A 20,586-nucleotide genomic window follows, 5' to 3' on the forward strand; every position below is an offset into this window, starting at 1 on the left:
CACCGTATTCGGTGCCGCCCCGCTCGTATCACGGTGTTACTTGGCGATCTTGGCGCGGAACGGGCCGCCGATACTGTTGAACAGCAGGTCGCCATTGGGGAAGGCTTCGACGATCGCGTAGGCCCCATTGCCGAGGTTGCTCTGCCCGAAGATGGTGCGGTGCACCGTTTCTCCGGTCTTCCAGTCCAGGCCGGTGACCTCCCAGCCGTCCGCCTTGGAGTATCCGTTGACGAAGACGATGCCCTCGCCCGCGGAGACCGCGGGCACCATGGAGGTGGAGACCACATCACCGCGGGTCCACGCCGAATTCCACTGGTGTGCCTTGGGATCCCATTCGAAACGCTGCATACCGTGTGGCGGTTCGGCGACCGGGCCGTTGGCGAGTACGTCCACCAGCCGGTCCGGGGAGCCGCCGGCGCCGATGTTCTGCACCACGAACGCGCCGTATCCGTTCACCACCACCGACTGCTCGGACTGGATGAACTCCGGCGGATTCTGCAGCCCGGCGGTCACCTGGATCTGATCGGCGATCCGATTGGATTTGGTGTTCGGCTTCTGCTGGAAGCCATCCGGAATTCCATTGCGCCAGAACGCGACCAGCTTCATATGGTCGGAACCATCGGTGATGACCACCAGCTCGTCGGTGTCCTTGCCGTAGCCCATCAGCGTGGGTGTGGAACCGGTGCCGATACCGAACTTCACCGCCGGGGGCTGGCGGCCGAAATCGTACGGTGAAGACCATGCGCCGTCGGCGACGTCGGTGGAGAGCTTGCCGTTCTTCCACACCGCCTTGCGCATCACCTTGTCGGAGGCGAAGTAGATGCCGCCGTCCGCGTCGATGGCCATGGAGTTGGAGATGGTCTCGTCATCGCCGGTTCGCACCACCTGCGGATCACCGGTGAGGTCGCGGTTCATTACGTACAGTTCGCGGGACGCGAGCACGACCAGATGCCCGTCGTAGGTCATATCCGCGCCGACAATGGTCTCCGGAATGCCGAGCGTGGTCATGGCATTGGAGAGCATCGGTTTGAAGTCACGCTGCGCGATGATCTCGATACCGTCTTCGGGCTTGTCATTGTTCTTCAGCGCGAAGACGATCAGTTCCGCGCTCTGGTTGATGAAGTAGAAGTGATTGTCCTTGTCCACCATGGCGTAGACACCATTGGCGATGCGCTGCCAGTTCGCGCCGCCCCAGCCCTGCGCGATCGCGCCCTCGATCTGCGCGGTATCGGTGAACTGCTGGTTCAGCACCTGATCGAGCTGCGGGGTGGGGATCGGCGCGATGCCCGGCGCGTCCATGGACGCGACCTCCTTGAACTCGCCATCGGCGACGTCCACATAGCGCGGGCCGGAAGTCGAGGAGACCCACATGTAATCCGGTGAAGTCGAGGCCAGGGTCATGATGTTGACCGGGCCGCCCGGAACGCGGGGCATCTGCGCGGGGTCGATATGGAAGGTGCCGCGCGGGACGGCGGCCGGGAAGCTGTCCGATTGGGCCGGGTCGATATGGGTGACCGCGAACTTCTCGGCCGAGAGGAAGGGGTTGCGGGCCGGACCGGAACCGGCGGAACTCGCGGCGGCGGCAACGGCCGCGGAGGTGGATGTCGATCCGGAGTCCGAACTGTCATTGCTGCTGCAGGCGGTGAGGGCTCCTGCGGTGAGCATGGCCAGCGCTGTCGCACTCGCACAGAGGCGTGTTTTGTTGCTCAAACCGTGCTCCTGTTCACTCATTGGCTGCGAAAACAGATAGAGCTGCAGAGCAGTAGCTTGCTCGAGATTAGCAGCGCAGAAATATTGATATCGCGCGACCTCGGACAATCCGGACTATCCACACCGTCCCCGACCGGTGCCCCCACTGCGAAGTCAGGGTTTTCCCGGTGCCGCTGGACCGCTCGGACTGGCATGCTGGAGAGCGTGAAACCGATTCAGTTGCTTCTGAACATCCTGTGGCTCGTGCTGGTCGGATTCTGGATGGCCATCGGCTACGTCATCGCCGGAGTCATCTGCTGCATTCTGATCATCACCATCCCGTGGGGTATTGCCTCGTTCCGTATCGCCTCGTTCGTGCTGTGGCCGTTCGGCCGGGAGGCCGTCGAGAAGCCGGGCACGGGGGCAGGCTCGCTGATCGGCAATGTCATCTGGGTGATCTTCGCCGGTTGGTGGCTGGCGCTGGGACACCTGTTCACCAGCATTGCCCTGGCCATCACCATCATCGGAATCCCGTTCGCCTGGGCGAACCTGAAATTGATCCCGGTCTCGCTGTTCCCGCTGGGCCGCGAAATCGTGTCCAGTGACCGGAGTTTCGGCGCCTGAACCGCTCCGCACCCGCCGCTCGCGCATGAAGATGATGGGCATGGACAATCCACTGTGGGCGTCCGGCCCGGAGATCCCGCGCCTCACGCCCGCCGAAACCGCCGAGCTCGGACTGACCTTCGGCGACCTGCTGCTGAACCGCGAGCACGATGATCATCCCGGGCTCCGCTTCGAGGATTCGACCTGGACCTGGGCCGAGGTGGTGCGCGAATGCGCCGCCCGCGCAGCGGTACTCACCGCTCTGCGGCGCCCGGACCGGCCCTTCCACCTCGGCGTACTGCTGGAGAATGTGCCCGAGTACATCTTCCTGCTCGGTGCGGCGGCGCTGTCCGGAGCGACCCTGATCGGTATCAATCCGACCCGGCGGGGCGCGGAACTGGCCGCCGATATTCGCGGGGTGGACTGCGATCTGATTCTCACCGACACCGCGCAGTGCGCACCGCTGGCCGGACTGGATACCGGTGTGGATCCGGACCGGATTCTCGCCATCGACGAATCCGATTGGCAGAAAAGGGTTTCCGCCGAATCCACACATCCTGTGCGGATCGCGCCCGCCGCCCGGGATCGGTCCACCCGGCTACTGCTCACCTTCACCTCCGGATCGACCGGTGCGCCCAAGGCGGTGATCTGCACGACCGGGCGGCTGGCGGCGCTGGGCGCGGCCAATCACGCCTCACTCACCCGCGCCGATGTCACCTACAACGCCATGCCGCTGTTCCACGGGAATGCCATCATGGCGTGCTGGGCCCCTTCGGTTTTCACCGGCGCGACCTTCACCATGCGCCGGCGGTTCTCCGTCTCGGGCTTCCTGCCCGACGTAAGACGGTTCGGCGCAACATATTTCAACTATGTCGGCCGGTCGCTGGCCTACCTGCTATCGGCACCGGAATCGCCGCTGGAGCGGGACACCAAGTTACGCACGGCCTTCGGCACCGAGGCCGCGCCCCGGGACCGGGCCGAGTTCGCGCGGCGGTTCGGCGTGCGGCCGGTCGAGAGTTACGGCTCCAGCGAGGGCGGCGTGGTCATCCGGCTGACCGACGACTCACCCCCGGGCGCGCTCGGGCGGGCACCCGATTTCATGCGGGTCGCCATTCACGACGAGCACGGAAATGAGTGTCCCCGTGCGGTTTTCGACTCGAATGGGGCGCTACTCAATGCCGCCGAGGCCATCGGCGAGATCGTGAATCGCACCGGTGCGGTCATGTTCGAGGGCTACTATCGCAATGCGGAGGCGAGCGCGGAGCGGGTCGACGGCGCGATCTTCCGCTCCGGGGATCTCGGCTATCGGGATGCCGAGGACTTCTTCTACTTCGCCGGGCGATCCGGTGATCGGATTCGGGTGGACAGCGAAAACTTCGCCACCGCACCGGTGGAGCGGATTCTGGCGCGCTTCCCGGGCGTGAAACTCGCTGCGGTGTACCCGGTTCCGGACCCGCGCACCGGCGATCAGGTGATGGCGACCCTGGAACTGGACGCGGGCGTGGTCTTCGACCCGGAACTGTTCGGCCGCTTCCTCGCCGCACAACCCGACCTGGGCACCAAATGGGCGCCGCGGTTCGTGCGGATCACCGAATCCATTCCGGTCACCGCCACCCGCAAGATTGACAAGCCGTCCCTGCGCCGCGCCTCCTGGCTCACCGAAGACCCTGTCTACCTTGGGAATACGAAAAACCTGGCGTATCGGGCAGCGACACCCGAACTGCGGGCGGAACTACTGCGGGAGTACGCCGAGTACGGCCGCTCCCCGCACTGACCGGTTACTCCGACTGGTCCACGATCTGCTTCATAATGCCCACGGCCTGCTCCAGCACCGCCACCTGCTCGGGACTCAGCCGGGAGAGCTGTTCGGTCATCCAGGCTTCACGGGCATGGGTCTCATCGGCGATGAGCGCCCGCCCGTGCTCGGACAGCGACACGATGATCTGCCGGCCGTCGGTCGGGTGCGGATCGCGTTGCACCAGACGCATTTCCGACAGTGACGCGATCACCCGGGTCATGGACGGCGGTTGGACGCGCTCCTTGGCCGCCAGCGAACCCGGGGTCATGGCACCGTCGCGATTGAGCGTGGCGAGCGCGGAGAGCTGAGTCAGCGAAATCTGGGCATCGGCGCGCCTACCTCGCAGATGTCGCGTCAAGCGCACCACCGCCAGCGACAGTTCACCGGCGAGCGCTCGAATATCGGAAGGCGTTGTCACAGAGCGAAACGATACGGGACACCTCGCGCGTGGGACGCCTGTTCGTGCGCTCCCGCCGCACACCCGTACCGACATGCAGGATTCCGGCCCCGCCACCGGGTGGCGAACCCACCGGTACACGCCCCCAACCCCTATTACCCCCGCACTGTCTACCCTGAAACCTGTGACCCAGCCCGTGCCGGAAATTCCCCCGCGCTTCACCGACCCTCGCCCGGTCCTGTTGGCCGGCAGCATCGGCTTCCTGATCGCCACCATCGTGGTCTGGTTGAACGACGATTGGGCGACCGCCCGCCCCATCTGCCTGATGGGCCTGGGCGTCGGCCTGCTCGGCTACACCATCTTCGCGATCCAGCGTCGTGGTGCACGGCGCGGCGACAAAGGCGCTCAGCTCGGCCTGGACTGAACAGGACCCCTGGCGTAGCTCAGTTCAGCGGATATCGAATTCGTTCGAGGTTCCGGTGAAGGGATACAGGGTGCCGTCGGCCGCGAGTTGGTCGGCGAAGTGCTGGAAACGGTAACGGCCCGACGGTGTTCCGGCGGGGATATCCCAGGTGAAGCGGGCTACCGAGATATCCGCGCCGCGGCGGGACCAGAAGAATTTGACCGCCCATTCACCTTCGTTGGCGACGCGGGTCCAGCCGGAAACACCGGCGCACTGGACTTCCAGGAAGGTCCCGTTGCGCCGGGTGTTGTGTTTCGGGTGGGCCGAGACGAATTCGGCGGCGACCTGGTCGCCCGCGGCGTATGTGGGGGCCGGTTGCGTGAGGACATCGCCGAAGGTCGCGCCGGGCGGGGTGGCGTCCGGGCCGGGTGCGGCGACGAAATTGGGTTGCAGGTTGGAGACGTCTCGCGGTGCGGGTCCGCGGGGGACGCGTTGCTGCGCGGCGAAAGCCGTTGCAAGGCGGTGGAATTCCTGCTGATAGGCGGGAAGGGTGTAGCGGCCGTAGAGGGTTGAGCCGCCCTCGTACTGCTGGGCGTCGTACTCCTCGGGGGTGGCCACGTATTCGTGGTAGCAGTTGGCGTAGCCCTGCATGAGGACCTGCTCCAGAGGGACGCCGAGAGCCTCGGCCACGACGCGCCGGATGCGCAGGCCCGACGTGATGGTGAATTCCGCTCCGCCACAGGCGAGGTAGAGATCGCCGATCCGGACGATCTGCAGCGGCACCACACTCGGCACCCACGGAACCGGCGGCATGAGGCCCAGGGGCGCGACAATGGCCTTGGGGGCCTGTGCGTCCGCGAGCCAGTCCGGGATGGGCTGGTTGACGCCACCGAGCGCGTCCACGAACGGGTTTCGCACACCTTCGGGGATGGGGACACCGGGCAGGCCGGGTCCGTCCTCGGTGCTGCCCGCGATGAGTGAGACGCCCGCGCAGGCGGGGGCGGTGTGCCGTGGCTGCCCACCGGGCGTCCAGCGACCGTCGACCTGGATGTCGGCGAGGTCGATGTAGCAGAGCATGCTGTCGACCGGTCCGGTCAGCGGGCGGGCGGACGCGAGAGCCGTTTTGCCGGCACGGTATTGGCGGTCGCCGATGATCCGGGTGTTCTCGAATTCGTCCCGGGTGGGGCCGTCGGTGGGGTGCAGATTCAGGTTGGGCGACATATCGCCGGAGTTGGTCTGCGGGAAGGCCGCCACGAAATCGCAGCCGTCCAGGTAGCGGACGCCGTGCTCGGTGTGCTCGAACGAGTATGAGGCGTAACCCTTGTTGTCGGCGCTGATGAGCCGGTTGGTATTGCTCATCGAGGTGTTGTGGGTGGCGAACCAGGTGATGACGCCGACCTCGCGACCGGCCCGGCGCAGGGACAGCACGGTGACGGTGGGGTCGATGGCATCGGGGTAAACCTGTTTGTCCGCTTCGGGATTGCGCTCCCAGGCGATCCTGGAGCGATTCACGCTGGCATCGTGCAGTTCGCCGCGACCGAGGGCGAGACTGCCGGGCGCGAGATCGGCGTCGGCGGCGGTGATGGCTTCGACGATGCCGTTCACTTCGGCGTCGTACACCTGCTGCTGGAATCCGAGAATGGACAGGTTGTACGCGTAATCGTTGCTGGAGCCGCCGCAGGTGGCGTGTGAATGCGTGGAGGTGAGCAGGACGTTCTGCTCGGTGTAGCGGTCGCCGAATTGCCGGGCGAGTGCGGTCATGACGCCACGGTGCACGGATTGGAAGATCATGCCGTTGTCGGCGACGACGTAGACCAGGCGCTGGGCGGCGGTGCCGAAGATGAAGGCGCGGGCGCGCGGGCGCAGGTGGATGCCGGCGGTGTCCTGTCCGAATTGCGAGTAACCCATCATCCCGCATTCGGCGGCCGGACCGGTTATGTCTGAAATGCCCACTCCGACGAGGTATTCGCCGGAATCCGCGCGCGCTTCGCTCTCGGGTAGTGCGAATGTAGCTGTAACCGCGAGCGCCGCCGTACCGACTGCGGCACCGGCCAGAACGGTTCTGCGCGAGACGGTCACGGCCTCGCTTCGATCGGCCGTTCCGTTGTCCGACAGCGCCATTCGCGTCTCCTTCCGTCCCGGAAAGGAGCGAACCATACAACTGGACGTTCGTCCAGTCCAGAATTTCGGAGCGTGCGAATTGACTGCACGCTTCCCGGGCGCTTAACTCCCTGGAGTGTCCTCCCGATTGAGCGTCGAAGAACGACGGGCCCACCTTATCGAGGCGGCCATCGGCCTTGCCGAAAAAAAGGGCGTGGCAGGAGTTACCACGCGCGACGTTGCACAGGCGGCCGGTGTTTCGCTCGGTGTGGTGCATTACTGTTTCGAAAACAAAGACCAGCTGATGACCGAGCTGGTCAAGGCACTTTCGATGGAATTGCGTGATTCCGTCGACGCCAACGAAGCGGTATGGCATGACGTCGGAACAGGAAAAGAAGCGCTTCAGAATTTGGTGCGTTCCGCCCTGGAACTCATGTGGCTCAACGTCGAAGCCACACCCGAACGTCAACTACTGACCTACGAAACCACCACCTACGCACTTCGCGAAGGCGAACAAACTCCTGCGAAACTCGCAATAGCGCGCGAGCAGTACACGTTCAACGACTCCACGCTCGCCGACATCATCGAACACGCCCGCGAAGCCACCGGCACCCAGTGGTCCATCCCCGTCGCCACCCTCAGCCGCTTCACGCTCAACACCATCGACGGAATCGTGCTGCGCTGGCTGGTCGATAACGACAGCGCCGCGGTCCGCGAACAACTGGACCTCCTGGCGGTCATGGTCTGCTCCCACGCCTCCTGACCACCCCCAACCTCCCTCCGGCGCGCGAATCCTCGCGCGCCGGAGCCATTTCCGGGGGAAGCATCAGTCACCCGCCACTCCGGCTGAGACGCGCCCGTCATCCCGGCGCGCTTTTGGCCGGGATCCACAGAGCCAGGTGAGATCCCGGCCAAAAGCATGCCGGGATGACGGTGGGGCTCGCGCGTATCGGTTCAGTCGCTGTGGTGTCGGGACTGAACGTGAGTGGTTTCGCCGACTTGCCACCATGGCACTGTCACCGTGGCTTCCACCGCGCCCGTGAGGCGGACGCGGAGTTCCTCGTGGATGACGAGTTCGCCTGTGCGGGTGGGGGTATCGAGTTGCAGGCGGAGCAGGACGCCGAGCGGGTCGGCGGTCCAGGTGGTGGGGCGGCCCGCGCCGAGGACCTCGGCGGTGACCGCCTGCGACGCCAAAGGGAGATCGAGCAGGGCGGCCAGGGAGTGGGCCGAGGCGATATCGCCCACCACCAGGCGGCCGGCGGGCAGGGCCGGGCCGAACCATGGCTGGTCCAGGACCAGGGCGTCGGCGGGGTCGATGACCGCGCCGGAGAGGGCGCGGACCTGACCGGGGAAATCCAGGTCGTCGACATCGAGCAGACCGGCGTCGAGGGCCTCCGCGAGTCGGCGGTGGGTTATCGAAATCGCTTCGGGGGTGGGCATTCTGGCGGGATCGGCCAGCGCGTCGAGGAGCTCCTCCGCCAATTGCGCGGTCATGATCTCGGGGGCCGCGAGAACGCCGCGCAGTACCCGCAGATCCGGCTCGGTGAAGCCCGGGATCTGCGGGAGCAGGCCGTGCAGGCTCTCATCCTCGGGGTGGCGCATAAGGCCGAGCGGGATGCCGTCGATATGCGCATGGTTGCGCAACCACCAGGCGGTGTAGCCGTCCCGGTCGGCGAGTAGCGGGCGGGTGGATTCGTCGGAGAGCAAGAGGCGCAAGGCTTCCCGCCACTCCTCCTCGTCGACCAGGTCCAGGTCGCGCACGGCGCGCAGCACCGGCGGATCCTCCTGCAAGCCCTCCCACCAGGCGTCCTCGTCATCGAGATGATGATCGGGGCCGGTGGGATCCTCCTCGGTCAGCACGGTGAAGCTCCAGCCGACACCGATGGCGCGCAACGCTTCCCGGCCGTACCGGTCCAGAGCCTGCTCGGCGATGGTCTCGAACGGCGACTCCGCCACCAGCACTCGACCCAGCGGGGCCGCCGGCAGCAGAAGCTCGTCGGCAGGCAGCAATTCGCCTGTGCTGTCCGGCAATTCGAGCAGTCCGAGCCATGCGGGCAAGGCGCCGGGGACCGCGTTCGTGGCCAGGTTCAGCACCGCCTCCACGGTATCCGGATCACTCGGGTCGTCCTCCAGAATCGCCTGCAGGGCAGGATCATTGAGCAGATCCTCCGGGGTCGCGGCGCGAGCGCCCAAGCGGCCCAGCAGTTCGTGTGCGGCCTCCGGATGCACCAGGCGTGCCCAATGCACCGGAATCGCCGACTCCAGTTGATCGTCCAGAACCACCGTGCGCGGGCCCGTCACCACCCGGCCGTCGGCCAGCGGCACCGCCAGTGCCCCCAACTCCTCCACGGAGAGGGGATCCAGGACGAACGGCTCCAGCGCGTCGTACAGCGAATACCACCACTGCGCCGGGCGTTCCAGGCTGCCGGAGAGTTCCGCGATCCGGGCCAGGCCGATTCGATGCACATCCAGCACACCGAGCGCGTCGGATCCGGCGCGGCCGGAAAGCTCCGGAATAACCAGCGGCCCGACTACCTCCGCCAGCAAACCGGCCAGTTCCGGGGTCACACCGGTGAATACGCTCGCGCGCCGCGGCGGCAGCACACCGGGCACCTCGGGCGCGGCCGTGGCAGCGGGAGTATCGCCCGGATCCAGCGAAAGATCATGGCCGAGAGCACCATTCGCACTGGGCTCGGCGCCGGTCAGATCGAGTTCGAGTTGGAGTTCATCGCCGGGCATGGTCGCGGCGGGCATGGCGCCGCGTGCCGCGTTCGCTTCGAGGGCGGCATCGATATCGAGCAGCGGATCGGCACCGTGCGGCGAGGCGATTCCCGGCGCGTGCTCGGGGCCGTGCAGCACCGGCAGCCAGGCATGATCACGCAGTTCGGCGACCAGGGCCTCACGCAGCGAGGCATCGGCCTCACTGCGCGCGAAGGCCGGGGCGGGTACCAGTACCAGGCGATCGGCCGGGGGCAGGGCGAGCGCGAAATCGGCATAACCGGAGGCCAATTCGGCAATCCGGGCGCCCGGCAGCAGGCGCCGGCGATCCGGCTGCATGGGGATATCGGCGATCAGCAACGCGGGGAGGGACAGCTCCTCGTCCGAGCGGGTGGGTGCGCGCAATACATCCGGGCGCGCAGCCACCGGACGCCCTTCGCGGACGGGCAGCAGCCAGCGGGCCCGCGCGGTCCGATACTGCCACCACCGCCGGTCCTCCCACTCCCCCGTGACCCGCAGCTCCTGAATACCGTTGCCGAGATCTGTTACAGCACTTGCGATCTCGTCATCGGATACCCGAATACTCTGCAGCGCGGGCAATTCCAGCAGCAGGTCCACCGCTTCGGCCCGCATTCCCACGAGCAAGGCGTCGGCGTCCACATCTTCGCGCAGCTGGAGCACGATCTCACTGTCGAACCCGTCCCCGGGCTCCGCGTCACTCGGCCAGGCCAGTCGCAGTGCGGGAGGCGCAAAATCCTCTGCTACAGCGGGTATTTCAACCCCTTCGACAGTCAGCAGCGCGAATGTCTCGGCCCGCGAGAACCGCACCGACCCGCCCCGGGACCGGAATTCGATCTCGTCCGACACACTCAGTACCGCGGTGAACCCCACGCCGAACTGCCCCACCGAGGCATCGGCCCCGGTCTTCGCCGACGCGCGCAGCGCCGTCAGCGCGTGCACCCCCGAAACATCCAGCCCCACCCCGGTATTGGCCACATGCAGCTCCCGCTCCACCAGCCACACCGCGACCCGCCCGGCGACCCCCGCCTTCGCGGCGGCATCGGCGGCATTCTGCGCCAGCTCGGTCAGCACCCGATCCCGGTACCCCGCCCGCACCAGGTCCGCCTCGGTGGCGGCGTCCTCCCGCAATCGCGTCGGCGACCCCCGCCAAGCGGCGATCACCCCCGCCCGCAACCCCGCAGTATCGAACGGATCCCCAACTCCCCTACCGCCGTTCAACCCACGCATCCCTTCCGCTCATCGAGACCACACACGCCTACCCGCCCGGCCGAACCGAACGGACAGCACACAATAGGCGCGTTTCCGCACGCATCGGCCAGTTCATCGCATCGGGGCCGCAAAACCCCTGCTGTCCTGCGCTTTCCACACCTCACCCGAGCTGCCGCTCGTGCGGACCACCGGGCACGCCGCAGCGCCGGCCGAAGGTGTCATCGCGGCATCGGCGATCCTGAAACGCGGCGCGCCGACGCAACCCCCGCGGCGGTCCTGCCCACCACGTGCACGAGTCGGTGTCCGGTCTCCCGGACACCGGCCGCAGTCGGTACTACTCCTACGCCCCGGACTCATCCGTCCGCGCGGCATCGGTCTCCGCCTCGACCCGAACCGCGCTCACGCCCCAGGCATCGTCCACCGCCGCATCGGGATCGGCCACCTCGAACAGCGCGGGCATCTCTGAAACATCTTCGGCCACAGTGGAATTCGACGCCACACCGGAGACTTCGACGGTCACGGACGCACCGGCGCCGGTGACCGGTTCGGCGACGATCGAATCCGCTTCGGCAGACGGGGTCGCGGGGGCTGATTCCGGCTTGCGGACTTCCGCCGCGGGAATCACGTCGAAGGCGGCGTCGTCATACGCCTCGAAGGCGGGTGAGCCTGCGCCGGTGGGGAGTTCGGTGTCCGAGTGGGCACCACAGCCGTACTCCATGTGGACGACGCGGCCGTCGGCTCCCATGGCATTGGCGCAGACACCGAAGGCGGCGCGCAGGCCACCGGCGAGGGGGACGAAGAAACCGCAGCTTCCGCAGGTGCCGGGGGCGGCGCGCGCCATATCCGTGTCGGGGCCGAATTCGGAGAACCAGCGGTCGGCGGCCTCCTCGCGGCCTTCGCGGCTCAGCACCTGGGAGCGGCCGAGGCCGAGCTCCAGCACGACATCGTCGACGACCGGATCACCGGTGGCGAGATAGCCGGGAACCAGGCGGACGTCACCGGCGGGCGGGGCCAGCAGATCGCCGGGCGCGAGATCGCCGGGGCGGATGCGCTGATCCCAGGGCAGGAAATCGGGGGCGATGAGCGCGTCCGGGCCGGGTAGCAGCGCCGATTCACTCACCGTGACATGGGTGGCCGCGGGCGGGGCGGCCACCACGACCGCCCACTGCCAGCCTCGATAGCCGGGCAGCGTGGCCTCGAAGTGATGGGTGGCCGCCGAATCATCCTCGGCCGTGACACCGATATGCCTGCCGACGCCGAGCGGCTCCAACTCCAGGAGCGCACGGCGAGCCAGGTCGACCGCCTCCGCCAGGATCGGCCGAACACCGGACTCCGAAACTCCAACCGCGCTCACGCCTTACATTTTGCCGTATGGAGCGCAAACGTCGTGCACCGGTAGCGGCCGTGAAGATACTGCTGTCCACGGCCATATGCCTGGCCGCCGCAATCACCGCATGCGGAAGAGCCGACGACACGCCGAGTCTGCGTGTCGAAGTCATCGCGACTCGCCCGCACGACACGCAGGCCTTCACCGAGGGCCTCGAGATCGACGGCGACACGCTGTACGAAAGCACCGGACTCTCCGGCCAGTCCTTCGTTCGCGCAACCACCCTCGACAGCGGTATCGAGTTCGCGCGCGCCGACCTACCCGCGCCGCTGTTCGGCGAGGGCGTAACCAAGGCCGGGGAGCAGCTCTGGCAGCTCACCTACAAGGACGGCATCGCCATTGCCCGCGACCCGAAATCCCTTGCCGAACTGCACCGCAGCAGATTCGACGGCGAAGGCTGGGGTCTGTGCACGCGCGGCGACCGCATCCTCATGAGCAATGGCACCGGCACCCTCACCTTCCGCGACCCGCACACCTTCGCTCCCACCGGCACGGTCACCCTCACCAGCCACGAGAACACCGAACTCAACGAACTCGATTGCGCCCCCGACGGTTCCGTCTACGCCAACGCCTGGCCCACCGACACGATCCTGCACATAGACCCCGAAACAGGCACCGTCCTGCACACCATCGACGCCTCCGCCCTCTATCCCCGCGACTCCCGCATCCCCGGAGCCGACGTCCTGAACGGCATAACCGCCATTCCCGGCACCGACCACTTCCTCCTCACCGGCAAGAAATGGCCCGCCACCTATGAAGTCCGCTTCATCCCGGCCTGATGCAGCCGGATGAACCCGACACGCCGCATGTGGGCGCGCGAGAACCGCACCGAGATACCGCGATTTCCGCCCGCCGTCGCGGCCGATCGATGACCGCGTTCACGGCGCACAGCGTTCTGCCCTGCACGAATGCGTCCGGACGGGGCACTGTCCATGGACCTGGACGGCCGCCCTATGTCGTCGCACACCCGCGCTGGTGGAGCCACTGTCGTTCGACACTGCAAGAATTGAGCGCGTGACGACTCCCCGCGATCCCGACGCCGACTCCGGTCGGTGGGGTGACGAGGAGTCTCCGCTCATCGAACGACACCCCGGATACGACCGATACCCGCCCGTGAACAAACCTGCGCGGCAGCCGCGCCCCGGGGACCCGGAAGTGCCGGAGTTCCTGGCTCACCGAAAGCCCAAGCCGCCATCCGACGCGCCGGGGCGTGTGACCGACGCGGGGTCTGCGGGGAAGCCGGAGCAGCCGCATCAGACGCGGCCGGAAGCGACTCGGCCGCTGCCACATTCGCATGCGCAGGGCGGTGAGAACGAGCAGGTCGGCGATGCGAGGCTGCACAAGCCGCCGCGGAAGTTGACTGTCACTCGGGTGGCGGCTCGGCGGAGTATCGAGTTGACCGAGCGGGGGTTCGCGACTTTTCAGCGGGCGGCCAAGGCGGATGGGGCCGAGGAGTCGGGTCTGACGGCGCTGGTCTACGCGACCATGGCGAACTTCGCCACGGATGCGGCGGTTGCCGTGGCATTGGCGAACACGCTGTTCTTCGCCAGTGCGACAGCGGAATCCAAGACCAAGGTCGCGCTGTACCTGTTGATCACCATTGCCCCGTTCGCGGTGATCGCGCCGCTGATCGGGCCCATGCTGGACCGATTGCAGCGCGGCCGCAGACTGGCTCTGGCGGGCTCGTTCGCCGTGCGTGTGCTGGTCGCGGTGCTGTTGATCTTCAATGTGGACAACTGGGCGCTGTACCCGCTCGCGTTGTGCATGATGATTCTGAGCAAATCGTTCTCGGTGTTGAAGAGCGCGGTCACACCGCGTGTGCTCCCGCCGGGAATCGACCTGGTGCGCACCAATTCCCGGCTCACCGTGTTCGGCCTGGTCGGCGGCACGCTCGGCGCGGGCGGTGTGGCGGGTCTGATCGCCGCAATCGCGCACTCGCCGGGCGCACTGCTGTTCGCGGCCGTATTGGCCGGAGCCGGTTGCTATCTCAGCCTGAAGATCCCGTCCTGGGTGGAGGTCACCGAGGGTGAGGTCCCCGCGACCCTGACCTATCACGGCGATGATTCGCACACCGAGGTCCTCGATGCCAAGCAGGCCGCGCAGATTCAGCCCAGTCGCCGCCGGCAGCCGCTGGGCCGCGAGGTGGTCACCGGCCTGTGGGGTAACGGCACGGTTCGCATCCTCACCGGATTCCTCACCTTCTATGTGGCCTTCGTCGTGAAGTCCACCGAACATCGCCCGGCACAACAGGTCGCCATGCTCGGCGTGGTCGGCGCTGCCGCCGCCATCGGCAATTTCGCCGGTAATGCCACGGGCGCGCGCATGAAACTGGGCCGCCCCACCCTGAGCGTGCTGCTCTGCACCATCGCGTGTGTGGGCGTGGCGGTCGGCGCGGCCGTACTGGACAACCTGCTGGGCGCGGCCGTCGCCACCCTGGTCGCCGCGGGCGCCAGCGCACTGGCCAAGGTCTCCCTGGACGCGGCCATTCAGGACGACCTCCCCGCCGAATCCATCGCCTCCGGTTTCGGCAGGTCGGAGACGGTTTTGCAGCTGTCCTGGGTACTCGGCGGCGCGATGGGCGTCCTGCTGCCGACGGACTGGTGGAAAGGTTTCGCTGCGGTCACGGCGGTGATGGCGCTGGGCCTGACGCAAACGGTGGTCAGCTACCGTGGGCATTCGCTGCTGCCCGGTTTGGGCGGTAATCGACCACAGCACGCGCAGCAGGAGATCCCCGGCGCTCACGGCGCCGAGGAGCCCACCCAGTGAGGACAGGAAGCAACGGTGAGCAAACCGAACGCCCGCACGATCGTCGCGCTATCGGCGGCCCTGCTCGTGGTGGCCGTGGCCTACGTCGCGGTGATCGTGGTGGTCGCCCATCGCGCGAGCGAGCCGGAGCCGGAGATCACCGCGTACGCGCACGGTCACGCGGTTACGGTGGCGCCGTTCATGTTCTGCGATCCGAAGGTCGCGAAGGGTCAGATCGATCTGAACGATTGCAGTACCAGCGAGGCGATCTCGACCCTCGACGTGCCGCCGGGCTCCCCGCTGCAGATCTCCCTGCCCAAGGAGATCGCGAACGCACCCTGGCGGATGAAGCTCTGGTACCGCATCCCCGGTGACAATGTGGCCGTCGGCGCGTTCTCCTACGACGATTACAAGAAGGGCCTGGTCAACACGGAGGTCAAGAGCGACGGCACGCCGTACGCGATCACCGTGCCCACGCCGAACGATCCGCAGATCAAGCTGGCCGTGGCCGAGCTGTACCTGCCCGTGCCGGCCATGGACGCGGCGGGCAATGTGGGCTGGGTGCCCAGCGCCATCTGGTCCATTCACACCCCGGCATACCAGGGCCTCGAGATCCAATAGCACGGTGGCGCAAGCCATCTCGAATACAGCGGGGCCCCGGTGAGATGAACTCACCGGGGCCCGTTCACTTTTCGGCTCCGGCCTAGTGGTCGAGCTCGCGCGCGACGCCGCGGACGACCTCGGCGATGCGCTGTGCGGTCTTGCGATCCGGGTACTTACCGTGGCGCAGATCGGGCTGCACCTTGGTCTCCAGAATCGTGATCATGTCCTCGATGAGGCCGTGCAGCTCATCGGTGGACTTGCGATTGATGGGTCCTTCACTGCGCGGGCGGCGTTCACCGCGTTCGCGCTCAGGTCCACGGACAGTGGGGGTTTCGAGCAGTTTGAGGCTCAGCGCCTGCGGACCGCGACGGCCCGCCGCCATCCCGAACTCGACCCGCTGTCCGGGCTTGAGCGCTTCGACACCCTCGGGCAGCGCCGACGATCGAACATAGACATCCTCACCCTCATCCTGGGAAAGGAAGCCGAAGCCCTTTTCGACGTCGTACCACTTCACCTTGCCGGTAGGCACTGCGCTCACCCGTTCGTCATTCGATGCCCGGACTCGCCGGGCACAGCTGTTGGCTGTCGGACCAATCGTCCGCAACCTTCCGTTCGCGAAAAGAACGCGCCCCACAGCGATGGCAGGACGCGATTCGGCCCGAGTCTACCCCGGTGCGTATAGCGCAAGCACATCAGTTTTACGGTCTCAGGATGTCCGACACTTCTTCTCAGCAGGCTCCGCGCAGGTCCGGAAGCTGGCTGCTCTATACGGCGATGACCTTGTTCGCGGTGGGATTGCTGGCAATCGTCGCGATCTTCGGCGTCGGATTGCTGACCGATTCGAAGCCGGGGGTGTGGCTGTATCTGCTCGCCATGGCAGCACCGCTGGGGTTCCTGCTGGCACTGGTTTTCGCGCTGTGGTCCGGTCGGCGCGCGCGCTGAAACACACTTCCGCGGCGGTCCGTCTGTGACACGTCCGAATGCCCACTTCGTTACCCGGGCATGCGTGTGATTTTCGTCACATAACAGAACGGTCACAGCGAGGTGACTGACCCCTATCGGCGGAGACTCGCCGTGACCACCTGCGCAGACGGTAAGCGGAACCCGTTGCGCCGGATAGCGTCCCGGACAGACACGACGGTTACCAAATAGTGATTTTTCGCGGCAGGCGTCGTAGTGTCACTCCTCAGCCGGGTCAGCCCGGCGCCACCGGCCCGCCGCACCGAACCTCACCCCGCGGGTACGGACCCCAACTGGAACCAGGGGTGAGGACGAGGAACAGCGCGCACCAGCGCGCCGGAGCGGACGACCTCTCAGTTCGCCCCCGGTAGTCACGCCTCGAGGAGCGTACGAGAGGAAAACCCGAACATGAGTGGACGCCATCGCAAGCCGAGTAACACCGGTCGCACGGTCGCCAAGGTAGCCCTGACGGGCATCGCCCTCGGTGGTGCCGGAGTGGCCATGGCCGGTAACGCCAGCGCGGCACCCGACTCCGACTGGGATCGCCTCGCACAGTGCGAAGCCGGAGGCAACTGGGGTATCAACACCGGGAACGGTTTCCAGGGTGGGCTGCAGTTCTCGCCCAGCACCTGGAGCGCTCACGGCGGCGGCCAGTACGCCCCCACCGCCAACCAGGCCAGCCGCGAACAGCAGATCACCGTCGCCGAGAAGGTCCTCGCCTCGCAGGGCTGGGGCGCCTGGCCCTCCTGCTCCTCGAGCCTCGGCCTGCACAGCGCGCCCTCGCAGCGCACCGCTCCCGAAACCGAAGCGCCGACCAAGTGGAACCCGGGCTCGAACCCGGGCAACCTGCAGGCCGCCGATGGCAGCCAGCAGGTCTACCAGGCCGTCGACCGCGCCATGGAGATCGCCCAGCAGCAGGGCATCAATATCCCGCAGCCGGTGCTCGACTTCCTGAATGTCAGCAAGGCCAACAACACTCAGCTCGATCCGGGCCTCGTGAACTTCTTCCAGGCGAACAAGGGTCTGCTCCCCAGCTGAGACACCTCGTTCGCGCACACAAACGCCCCGCATCAATGATGATGCGGGGCGTTTGCGTTTTCCGCGAGCAAACATCCGGGTGCCGGAGGGGACGCGTGGATACCGCTCATGCCAGAATGAGCGCGTGGTGAACAAATCGAAGAAACCCTACGTCGACAATGGCTGGCCGGATACGGCGAATGGCGATCACGCCGTCACCGAGCTCTCGTCGACCCGCTCGGGCGGCCTCTCCCCGTACGGTGAGGACACCGAGTTCCCGCTCCCCGTGGATCAGCTGCCCTACGTGCACCCGCACACGATCATCAACCGCTGATCAGCCTCTGCACCGATAACCATGCGGTCAACGGCGCGGCTCACCTACCCGCGGCCGTCGCGCACGCGGCGGCCACCGAGCCGCGCCACACACCGCCGTTTCATCATGCGCCGGGCGCTCTGTGCCCGCGCGCATACCTACCGCCGCGGCACGCACTGCGCCTGTCCCGCCGCGCATTCGAGACAACAGCAGTCTTCCGCCTGGATCGGGTGAAGTGAGCGATACCGTTCCCCCCGCCGGAAACGGCGCTGCCGAGCCCGTGACGGCGGCGGCGACCAAAACGGCCAAGCCCCGGAAAGCCGCGGGCACAAAGCTTCCCGAGCCGACCACACTGACCGAATGGCTCTCCGCGCTCGGCGATGACGCGCTCGTGGAGTTGCTGCAATTACGGCCGGATCTGGCGGTGCCGTTACCCGCCTCCATGGCCGTGCTGGCGGCGCGGACCGAACAGCGCGCCTCGGTGCTGCGGGCCACCGACGAGCTGGACACGCTCGACTTCGCCGTTATCGAAACCCTTGTGGTGCAAGGCGCCGCCGATCTGCGAGACCCGCAGCCCGCGCCGCGCACCAAACTGACTCAGCTACTGGGGGATCGCGCCTCCAAGGCCATGCTGGACGGCTCCGTGGCGAAGCTGCGCACCCGGGCACTGGTGTGGGGGTCGGACAAGGCGCTGCGGTTGACGACCGCGGCGCAGGAGGCCCTGCCCTGGCCGCTCGGCAGCACCACCGAGCTACCGGACGCGCTGACCGAACCCGAGATCGAAGCCGCACTGGCGGAATTGACTCCGCCCGAGCGCGGCCTGCTGGACAAGCTGGCGGCGACCGGTCCGCGCGGGCGCACCCGGGACGCCGCTCCCGGCACGCCCGAGGATCGTCCGGTACAGCGGCTGCTGGCGTGCCGACTTCTGCACCGGATCGACGAGGAGACGGTGGAACTACCGCTCTCGGTCGGTCAGATACTGCGCGATGAGCCGGTCACCGATCCGCACGCGCTGACTCCCCCGCAGCCCGAACTGCGCAAGCAGACCAGCTCCGATGTGAATGCCGCGGCCGCCGGTGAGGTGGGAGAACTATTGCGGCACAGCGCATCCCTGCTGGATGTGCTCGGGCAGACCCCCGCGCCCGCACTGCGCTCCGGCGGGCTGGGCGTGCGGGAGATCCGGCGGGTGGTCAAGCAGACCGGGATCGACGAGGCCCGGATCGGGCTCATCGCCGAGGTGCTGGCCGCGGCCCGGCTGCTCGACAAGGGTTCGCCCGAACCCCTGCCCGATGACGGCACCGAGGACTTCTGGGCACCCACCACCACCGCGGACGCCTGGCTGGCCGTGGTGCCACCGCGCCGCTGGGTCGTGCTCGCACAGGCCTGGCTGGACCTGGACCGGTTCCCATGGATGATCGGGCTGCGGGACGCCAATGACAAACCGCTGGCGGCCCTCTCGGCGGAACTGCGCAATGTGCACGCCGTCCGGGACCGGCACGCTATCTTGCGCCTGCTGGCCGAATTCCCCTCCGGCAATGCGGTTTCCGCCGCCGATCTGGGGCGCGCACTGGCCTGGCGGCAGCCGCGCTGGCGCCGGCACTATCGGCTGGAATCGGTGCAACGCACGCTGTCCGAGGCGGAGACGCTGGGCCTGGTGGCGCGTGGCGCGGTCACCTCGGCGGGCCGGGCACTGCTGCACGGCCGCCCGGAGGACGCGGAATCGGAGATGGCGGCGTCACTGCCCGCACCGGTGGATCACGTACTGGTGCAGGCGGATCTGACGGTTATCGCGCCCGGGCCGCTCGTCCCCGAACTCCAGGATCGGATCTCGCTGGTCGCCGAGGTCGAATCCGCCGGTGCGGCAACGGTTTACCGGCTCAGCGAGACCTCGGTGCGGCGCGCGCTCGATGCGGGCGCCACCGCCACCGAACTGCACAATCTGTTCACCGCGCACTCGCGCACCCCGGTCCCGCAGGCGCTCACCTATCTCATCGACGATGTGGCCCGCCGCCATGGCCGGCTGCGCGTGGGTATGGCCCGATCCTTCATTCGCAGTGAGGATCCCGCGCTGCTCGCGGAGGTGCTGGCCGCGCCGGTCGCCGGACAGCTCGCACTGCGGGCGGTGGCTCCGACGGTCGCGATCTCACAGGCATCGCTGGGTGAGGTGCTCGAACATCTGCGCGCCGCGGGCTTCAGCCCGGCGGGTGAGGATTCCTCCGGCACGATCGTGGACCTGCGCCCGCGCGGGGCGCGAATTCCGGCTCGCTCCGGGCAGAAACCGAACTGGCGGCCGAATCCGCCCAGCCCCGAACAACTTCGGGCACTGGTCTCGGAGCTACGCGCGGGTGAGCGTGCGGCACAATCCCGTTCGGGTCGGACCGTCCGCTCGGACGGCTCGCGAACGACCACCGCCGCCACCTTGAATCTGCTCCAATTGGCCGCCCGCACAAGGCGACCCGTGCACATCGGCTATGTGGACGCCTCGGGCATAGCCACCCAGCGCGTCGTCGAACCACTGAAAGTCGGTGGCGGACAACTGGATGCACTCGACCCGGTAACCGGCGCGATCCGGCACTTCACACTGCACCGGATCGCGTCGGTCGCTTTGATCGAATAGGCGAGA

General features: G+C 67.2%; 17 protein-coding genes. 11 read left to right on the forward strand and 6 right to left on the reverse strand.

What is annotated here, in order from left to right; all coding sequences use genetic code 11:
* Nucleotides 1–36: 36 nt before the first annotated feature.
* Nucleotides 37–1,710: a hypothetical protein gene (locus GFY24_RS28950; RefSeq protein WP_228566736.1), complete on the reverse strand. Its 1,674-nt coding sequence runs from the start codon at nucleotides 1,708–1,710 to the stop codon at nucleotides 37–39.
* Between the two features lie 213 nt (nucleotides 1,711–1,923).
* Here GFY24_RS28950 and GFY24_RS28955 point away from each other — a divergent pair, with 213 nt between their 5' ends.
* The gene (locus GFY24_RS28955) at nucleotides 1,924–2,313 is read left to right on the forward strand and encodes a YccF domain-containing protein (RefSeq protein WP_309231475.1); all 390 of its coding nucleotides are present in this window, start codon (nucleotides 1,924–1,926) and stop codon (nucleotides 2,311–2,313) included.
* Between the two features lie 40 nt (nucleotides 2,314–2,353).
* Nucleotides 2,354–4,066 (forward strand): AMP-binding protein, encoded by a 1,713-nt coding sequence (locus GFY24_RS28960; RefSeq protein WP_153808278.1) that lies wholly within the window; start codon nucleotides 2,354–2,356, stop codon nucleotides 4,064–4,066.
* A gap of 4 nt (nucleotides 4,067–4,070) precedes the next feature.
* On the opposite strand, the gene GFY24_RS28965 is transcribed toward GFY24_RS28960, so the two are convergent.
* Nucleotides 4,071–4,508 (reverse strand): MarR family transcriptional regulator, encoded by a 438-nt coding sequence (locus GFY24_RS28965; protein ID WP_309231462.1) that lies wholly within the window; start codon nucleotides 4,506–4,508, stop codon nucleotides 4,071–4,073.
* A 163-nt stretch (nucleotides 4,509–4,671) separates the two neighbouring features.
* Here GFY24_RS28965 and GFY24_RS42335 point away from each other — a divergent pair, with 163 nt between their 5' ends.
* A complete protein-coding gene (locus tag GFY24_RS42335; protein ID WP_309231463.1) occupies nucleotides 4,672–4,911 on the forward strand; it encodes a DUF2530 domain-containing protein in 240 nt (79 codons plus the stop codon).
* 24 nt (nucleotides 4,912–4,935) lie between these two features.
* On the opposite strand, the gene GFY24_RS28975 is transcribed toward GFY24_RS42335, so the two are convergent.
* A complete protein-coding gene (locus GFY24_RS28975; RefSeq protein ID WP_309231476.1) occupies nucleotides 4,936–6,969 on the reverse strand; it encodes a neutral/alkaline ceramidase in 2,034 nt (677 codons plus the stop codon).
* 169 nt (nucleotides 6,970–7,138) lie between these two features.
* On the opposite strand from GFY24_RS28975, the gene GFY24_RS28980 reads away from it, so the two are divergent.
* Nucleotides 7,139–7,753, forward strand: a complete 615-nt coding sequence (locus tag GFY24_RS28980; RefSeq protein ID WP_153808282.1) for a TetR/AcrR family transcriptional regulator — start codon at nucleotides 7,139–7,141, stop codon at nucleotides 7,751–7,753.
* 191 nt (nucleotides 7,754–7,944) lie between these two features.
* On the opposite strand, the gene GFY24_RS28985 is transcribed toward GFY24_RS28980, so the two are convergent.
* Together GFY24_RS28985 and GFY24_RS28990 are read right to left on the reverse strand one after the other, a co-directional pair.
* Nucleotides 7,945–10,956 (reverse strand): sacsin N-terminal ATP-binding-like domain-containing protein, encoded by a 3,012-nt coding sequence (locus tag GFY24_RS28985; RefSeq protein ID WP_153808283.1) that lies wholly within the window; start codon nucleotides 10,954–10,956, stop codon nucleotides 7,945–7,947.
* 322 nt (nucleotides 10,957–11,278) lie between these two features.
* Nucleotides 11,279–12,292, reverse strand: a complete 1,014-nt coding sequence (locus GFY24_RS28990) for a DUF3027 domain-containing protein (RefSeq protein ID WP_309231464.1) — start codon at nucleotides 12,290–12,292, stop codon at nucleotides 11,279–11,281.
* A gap of 17 nt (nucleotides 12,293–12,309) precedes the next feature.
* Here GFY24_RS28990 and GFY24_RS28995 point away from each other — a divergent pair, with 17 nt between their 5' ends.
* The 3 genes from GFY24_RS28995 to GFY24_RS29005 all read left to right on the forward strand — a co-directional run bounded on the left by GFY24_RS28995 (nucleotide 12,310) and on the right by GFY24_RS29005 (nucleotide 15,691).
* Nucleotides 12,310–13,104 carry a glutaminyl-peptide cyclotransferase gene (locus GFY24_RS28995; protein ID WP_153808284.1) on the forward strand — a complete coding sequence of 265 codons (795 nt, stop codon included), beginning with the start codon at nucleotides 12,310–12,312 and terminating at the stop codon, nucleotides 13,102–13,104.
* 235 nt (nucleotides 13,105–13,339) lie between these two features.
* On the forward strand, nucleotides 13,340–15,091 hold the full coding sequence (locus GFY24_RS29000; protein WP_309231465.1) for an MFS transporter: 1,752 nt from the start codon (nucleotides 13,340–13,342) through the stop codon (nucleotides 15,089–15,091).
* A 15-nt stretch (nucleotides 15,092–15,106) separates the two neighbouring features.
* Nucleotides 15,107–15,691 carry a DUF2771 domain-containing protein gene (locus tag GFY24_RS29005; RefSeq protein WP_153808285.1) on the forward strand — a complete coding sequence of 195 codons (585 nt, stop codon included), beginning with the start codon at nucleotides 15,107–15,109 and terminating at the stop codon, nucleotides 15,689–15,691.
* 82 nt (nucleotides 15,692–15,773) lie between these two features.
* Here the strand turns inward: GFY24_RS29005 and GFY24_RS29010 are convergent, their stop codons facing one another.
* The gene (locus GFY24_RS29010) at nucleotides 15,774–16,202 is read right to left on the reverse strand and encodes a cold-shock protein (protein WP_309231477.1); all 429 of its coding nucleotides are present in this window, start codon (nucleotides 16,200–16,202) and stop codon (nucleotides 15,774–15,776) included.
* A gap of 182 nt (nucleotides 16,203–16,384) precedes the next feature.
* Here GFY24_RS29010 and GFY24_RS29015 point away from each other — a divergent pair, with 182 nt between their 5' ends.
* The 4 genes from GFY24_RS29015 (at nucleotide 16,385) to GFY24_RS29030 (ending at nucleotide 20,580) form a co-directional block, all read left to right on the forward strand.
* Nucleotides 16,385–16,615, forward strand: coding sequence for a hypothetical protein (locus GFY24_RS29015; RefSeq protein ID WP_153808287.1), 231 nt, complete (start codon nucleotides 16,385–16,387; stop codon nucleotides 16,613–16,615).
* A gap of 426 nt (nucleotides 16,616–17,041) precedes the next feature.
* Nucleotides 17,042–17,671 (forward strand): resuscitation-promoting factor Rpf1 domain-containing protein, encoded by a 630-nt coding sequence (locus tag GFY24_RS29020; protein WP_153808288.1) that lies wholly within the window; start codon nucleotides 17,042–17,044, stop codon nucleotides 17,669–17,671.
* A 124-nt stretch (nucleotides 17,672–17,795) separates the two neighbouring features.
* Nucleotides 17,796–17,984: a hypothetical protein gene (locus tag GFY24_RS29025; protein ID WP_309231466.1), complete on the forward strand. Its 189-nt coding sequence runs from the start codon at nucleotides 17,796–17,798 to the stop codon at nucleotides 17,982–17,984.
* Nucleotides 17,985–18,243: 259 nt separating this feature from the next.
* A complete protein-coding gene (locus GFY24_RS29030) occupies nucleotides 18,244–20,580 on the forward strand; it encodes a helicase-associated domain-containing protein (protein WP_375336119.1) in 2,337 nt (778 codons plus the stop codon).
* Nucleotides 20,581–20,586 lie beyond the last annotated feature (6 nt).

Origin of the sequence: Nocardia sp. SYP-A9097, from assembly GCF_009649815.1 — a bacterium.
Taxonomy (GTDB): domain Bacteria; phylum Actinomycetota; class Actinomycetes; order Mycobacteriales; family Mycobacteriaceae; genus Nocardia.

Coding starts and splice junctions, on each gene's coding strand:
- GFY24_RS28960 (WP_153808278.1), top strand. CDS start 2,354: ATGGACAATCCACTGTGGGCGTCCGGCCCGGAGATCCCGCGCCTCACG.
- GFY24_RS28985 (WP_153808283.1), bottom strand. CDS start 10,956: ATGCGTGGGTTGAACGGCGGTAGGGGAGTTGGGGATCCGTTCGATACT.
- GFY24_RS28995 (WP_153808284.1), top strand. CDS start 12,310: ATGGAGCGCAAACGTCGTGCACCGGTAGCGGCCGTGAAGATACTGCTG.
- GFY24_RS29015 (WP_153808287.1), top strand. CDS start 16,385: ATGTCCGACACTTCTTCTCAGCAGGCTCCGCGCAGGTCCGGAAGCTGG.
- GFY24_RS29020 (WP_153808288.1), top strand. CDS start 17,042: ATGAGTGGACGCCATCGCAAGCCGAGTAACACCGGTCGCACGGTCGCC.